The sequence below is a fragment of the Roseomonas sp. TS2 genome (genome assembly GCF_058833935.1).
Window position 1 is genome coordinate 1 of sequence record NZ_JCACVY010000278.1, and the last position, 3,979, is coordinate 3,979.

The 3,979-nt window shown below is 74.1% G+C and carries 4 protein-coding genes; 3 read left to right on the forward strand and 1 reads right to left on the reverse strand.

Annotated elements, in window-relative coordinates; genetic code table 11:
* Nucleotides 1-37: 37 nt before the first annotated feature.
* Entirely contained in the window at nucleotides 38-643 is a 606-nt protein-coding gene (hisB, locus tag ACZJYS_RS23225) for an imidazoleglycerol-phosphate dehydratase HisB (protein ID WP_109515692.1), read from the reverse strand.
* Between the two features lie 180 nt (nucleotides 644-823).
* Here hisB and ACZJYS_RS23230 point away from each other — a divergent pair, with 180 nt between their 5' ends.
* The 3 genes from ACZJYS_RS23230 to hslU all read left to right on the forward strand — a co-directional run.
* A complete protein-coding gene (locus ACZJYS_RS23230; protein ID WP_493180491.1) occupies nucleotides 824-2,059 on the forward strand; it encodes a hypothetical protein in 1,236 nt (411 codons plus the stop codon).
* A gap of 48 nt (nucleotides 2,060-2,107) precedes the next feature.
* Nucleotides 2,108-2,674 (forward strand): ATP-dependent protease subunit HslV, encoded by a 567-nt coding sequence (hslV, locus tag ACZJYS_RS23235; protein WP_493180492.1) that lies wholly within the window; start codon nucleotides 2,108-2,110, stop codon nucleotides 2,672-2,674.
* Between the two features lie 3 nt (nucleotides 2,675-2,677).
* Nucleotides 2,678-3,979, forward strand: a 1,302-nt coding sequence (hslU, locus tag ACZJYS_RS23240; RefSeq protein WP_493180493.1) for an ATP-dependent protease ATPase subunit HslU, incomplete at its 3' end; no start/stop codon positions are given.

Sequence of the window (3,979 nt, forward strand, 5' to 3'; positions counted from 1 at the left end):
GGGGGAGGAGGCGGGCTATGCACCGTCCAGGCGCGCATCACCCCTCCAGCACGCCCTTGGTGGAGGGGATCACGCCGGCCGCGCGCGGGTCCGGCTCCACGGCGGCGCGCAGGGCGCGGGCCACGGCCTTGAACACGCCCTCGGCGATGTGGTGCGCGTTGGTGCCGGCGCGCTGCACGATGTGCAGGGTGATGCCGGCATTCATCGCGAAGGCACGGAAGAACTCCTCGAACAGCTCGGTGTCCATCTCGCCGATCTTGTCGCGCGGGAAGGTCACGCTCCAGGCCAGGAAGGGGCGGCCGGAGATGTCGATGGCGGCCTCGGCCAGCGTCTCGTCCATCGGCACCACGGCGTGGCCGTAGCGGCGGATGCCGCGCTTGTCGCCCAGCGCGCGCTTCACCGCCTGGCCGAGCACGATGCCCACATCCTCGGCGGTGTGGTGGAAGTCGATGTGCAGGTCGCCCTTCGCCTGCACGTCCATGTCCAGCAGGCTGTGCCGCGCCAGCGCCGTCAGCATGTGGTCGAGGAAGCCGATGCCGGTGCCGATGCTGGACTGCCCCGTGCCGTCCAGGTCGAGCGAGACGCGGATCTCGGTCTCGCTGGTGCTGCGGGCGATGTCGGCGGTGCGGGGCTTGGCGTCCATGGGGGCTTCCTAGACCGCGCGAGGGGGGCTTGCCCAGGGGAGAGCGTGCGGAAGGCGGGGCTCGGCACCGGCCTTAACGCTCCGCCAAGCGGCCGCCGCCAGTCTGGCGCCGAAGCGGCCCGGCCGGGGCGGGCGCAGCAGGCCGACAGCAGCAGGCAGAGAGCAGGAGGGGGCAGGGCCATGGGCATGACGCGGCGCCGCATCATCAGCGCGGCGGGGTGGCTGCAAGCGGGCCTGCCGGCGGCGTGGTTCCGCGCGGCGGCGGCACAGCCCCTCGCCGCGCCGGCGGCAAAGCCCCTCGCCGCGCCGGCCGCAAAGCCCCTCGCCGCGCCGGCGACGCTCGCCCGGCTGGCCGAGGCGGAGGCCGCCCTGTTCCTGGAGCACGGCGCGACGCTCGGCGCGCTCAGCCTGACCGAGCCGCTGAGCGCCGAGAGCCGCGCCATGCTGCGCCAGCGGCGCAGGGAGGCGGATGTGGCGCTCGGCGCGCTGCTGGATGCCGTCCGCTCCGATCCGGGGCTGCCGGACGGCCCGGCCCTCGCCGCGGCGCTGGCGGCGGTGGCGGATTCGCAGATGGTGATCGTGCTGCTGCGCGCCGGCATGGACCGGCCTGCACCGGACCGCCCCGCCCCCTCGGCCATCGCCTGGGCCGAGGCGCGGGCGCGGCAGGAGGCCGCCATGGCGGCGCTGCGCGGCCTGTTCTGGGCCCGCCTCAGCCTGCCCGCGCCGCCGGCCCTTCCGCCGCCGGGGCCGGAGGCGGCGCCGGCCGGGCCGCAGGCTGCCGCGCCGCCCGCGGCCCCGCGCACCGCCACCGCCGGCCCGGCCCCGGGCGGGCGGCAGCCGGGCTGGCCCTGGCTGGCCTGGCCCTGGCTGGCGCCGGCCGGCGGGCTGGCGCTGCTGCTGCTGCTGGCCCTGCGCGCCGCGGGGCGGGAGCGCACCGACCAGGGCCGCGCCGCGCGGCGCGTGGCGGTGGACTGGCCGGCCGAAATCGTGCCGGCGCCCGGCCTGCAGCCGGTGGCGGCGCGCATCGTCAGCCTGTCCCTGGGCGGGGCGGCGCTGCGGCCGGAGCGGGCCGGCTGGGGTGGCCGGCTGCGGCTGGCGCTGCTGCGGCTGCTGCGGCTGCTGCCGCCCGGGGCGGGGCGGGGCCGCATGTGCCTGCGCAACGCCCGGCTGGGCGAGGTCGAGGTGCAGCTGGTGCAGCAGGAGGGTGGCCTGCTGCGGCTGCGCTTCCTGGCGCTGGACGCGGCGCAGGCGGCGCTGATCGGCGGCCTCGTGGCGGCGTCCGCCGCCCCCCCGGCCGATCCTGCGGCGGACGGCTCCGGCCGGCGGGAGGACAGCCCCGCCAGCGCCACGCCCAGCGCCGCCACGGCCGCGCCGCAGCCACCCCCCGCCGAGTGGGAGACCTGGCGCGGCGGTTGAAGCACGCCCCCGCTTGTTGCGCCGCATCGGCGATGCCATCTCGGCGGCATGAACGCGACGTCTCACGATCCCCGCTACGATCCCCTGGGCTGGCACGGAACCACCATCCTCTGCGTGCGCAAGGACGGAAAGGTGGCCATGGCGGGGGATGGCCAGGTCTCCATGGGTCAGACCGTGGTCAAGAACAACGCCCGCAAGGTCCGCCGCATCGCCGGCGGCAAGGTGCTGACCGGCTTCGCCGGCGCCACCGCGGACGCCTTCACCCTGCTGGAGCGGCTGGAGGCCAAGCTGGAGCGCTTCCCCGACCAGCTCGAGCGCGCCGCCGTGGAGCTGGCGAAGGACTGGCGCACGGACCGCTACCTGCGCCGCCTGGAAGCCCTGCTGGCGGTGGCCGACAAGGACCGCTCCCTGCTCATCACCGGCAATGGCGACGTGCTGGAGCCGGAGGATTCCATCATCGGCATCGGCTCGGGCGGCAACTACGCCCTGGCCGCGGCCCGCGCGCTGATCGACGTGGACGGCATGAACGCCGAGGACATCGCCAAGAAGGCCATGGGCATCGCGGCCGAGATCTGTGTCTACACCAATGGCCGCTATGTTCTGGAGACGCTCTGAGCCATGTCCGCGACCGAAACCGTGAACCTCTCCCCGCGCGAGATCGTCTCCGAGCTGGACCGCTTCATCATCGGCCAGCATGAGGCCAAGCGCGCCGTCGCCATCGCGCTGCGCAACCGCTGGCGCCGCCAGCAGCTGCCCGAGGCGATGCGCGAGGAGGTGGTGCCGAAAAACATCCTGATGATCGGCCCCACCGGCTGCGGCAAGACCGAGATCGCCCGGCGGCTGGCCAAGCTGGCCGACGCCCCCTTCATCAAGGTCGAGGCCACCAAGTTCACCGAGGTCGGCTATGTCGGCCGCGACGTGGACAGCATCGTGCGCGACCTGGTGGAGATCTCCATCACCCGCATGCGCGAGACCGCCCGCCGCGAGGTGCAGGCCAAGGCGGAGCTGGCCGCCGAGGAGCGGCTGATCACCGCGCTGGTGGGCGAGGGCGCCTCCGGCGAGACGCGGATGAAGTTCCGCCGCATGCTGCGCGAGGGGCAGCTCGAGCAGAAGGAGGTGGAGGTCCAGGTCTCCGACCAGGGCGGCGCGACGCCCGTGGGGATGATGGACATGCCCGGCATGCCGCCCGGACAGATGGCCAACATCCAGGAGATGATGGGCAAGATGTTCGGCCGCCAGGCCAAGTCGCGCAAGCTGACCGTGGCCGAGGCGCGCATCGCCCTCACCCAGGACGAGGCCGACCGCCTGCTGGACCAGGAGAAGCTGACCCGCGACGCGGTGGCGCATGCCGAGAACCACGGCATCGTCTTCCTCGACGAGATCGACAAGGTCTGCGCCCGCTCCACCGATGGCGGCGGCCGTGGCGGCGACGTCTCGCGCGAGGGCGTGCAGCGCGACCTGCTGCCGCTGATCGAGGGCACCACCGTCGCCACCAAGCACGGCCCGGTGAAGACGGACCACATCCTGTTCGTCGCCTCCGGCGCCTTCCACATCGCCAAGCCCTCCGACCTGCTGCCGGAGCTGCAGGGCCGCCTGCCGATCCGCGTCGAGCTGGGCGCGCTGACGCGGGAGGATTTCCGCCGCATCCTGACCGAGCCGGAGCACTCCCTGGCGAAGCAGTATGTGGCGCTGCTCTCCACCGAGGGGGTGACGCTGGAGCTGACGGACGACGCCATCGAGGCGGTGGCCGACCTCGCCGCCGAGATCAACGCCCGCGTCGAGAACATCGGCGCCCGCCGCCTCGCCACCGTGCTGGAGAAGCTGCTGGAGGAGGTCTCCTTCAGCGCCAGCGACCGCAACGGTGAAACGGTGCGCGTCGATGCGGCGTATGTGAAGGAGAAGGTCGCGCCGCTGGCCGCC

What these genes read in the sequence shown, in the direction of transcription:
- hisB (WP_109515692.1), bottom strand. Translation starts at nt 643, where the DNA reads ATGGACGCCAAGCCCCGCACCGCCGACATCGCCCGCAGCACCAGCGAG.
- ACZJYS_RS23230 (WP_493180491.1), top strand. Translation starts at nt 824, where the DNA reads ATGGGCATGACGCGGCGCCGCATCATCAGCGCGGCGGGGTGGCTGCAA.
- hslV (WP_493180492.1), top strand. Translation starts at nt 2,108, where the DNA reads ATGAACGCGACGTCTCACGATCCCCGCTACGATCCCCTGGGCTGGCAC.